The organism is Bradyrhizobium cosmicum (genome assembly GCF_032290525.1).
In the GTDB taxonomy this organism is placed as follows: domain Bacteria; phylum Pseudomonadota; class Alphaproteobacteria; order Rhizobiales; family Xanthobacteraceae; genus Bradyrhizobium; species Bradyrhizobium cosmicum_A.
In genome coordinates, this window is record NZ_JASXTA010000174.1 from 1 (window position 1) to 281 (window position 281).

Genomic DNA, 281 nt, shown 5'->3' on the forward strand with positions numbered 1-281 from the left:
GGTCTGGGTGATGGCGTTCTCGGTCTCGATGGTCTTGGCGTTCGCCTGGTAGTTGCGCTGCGCCACGATCATGTCGACCAGTTCGGTGGAGATGTCCACGTTGGAAGCCTCCAACGCACCGGATTGCAGGGCCCCGAGGGTACCGGCCCGCGGCGTGCCCACCACAGGCTGACCGGACTCGGCGGATTCGGTCCAGGACGTCTTGCCCATGGGCGTCAGGCCCTGGACGTTGGCGAAGTTGGCCAGGATCACCTGGCCCTGCACCTTGGACTGACCGTTGG

The 281-nt window shown here is 65.5% G+C and carries 1 protein-coding gene; it reads right to left on the reverse strand.

Going from position 1 to position 281, the window contains the following annotated elements; translation table 11 throughout:
• Positions 1-281, reverse strand: a 281-nt coding sequence (locus QSV46_RS39550; RefSeq protein WP_314964068.1) for a flagellar hook-basal body complex protein, incomplete at both ends; no start/stop codon positions are given.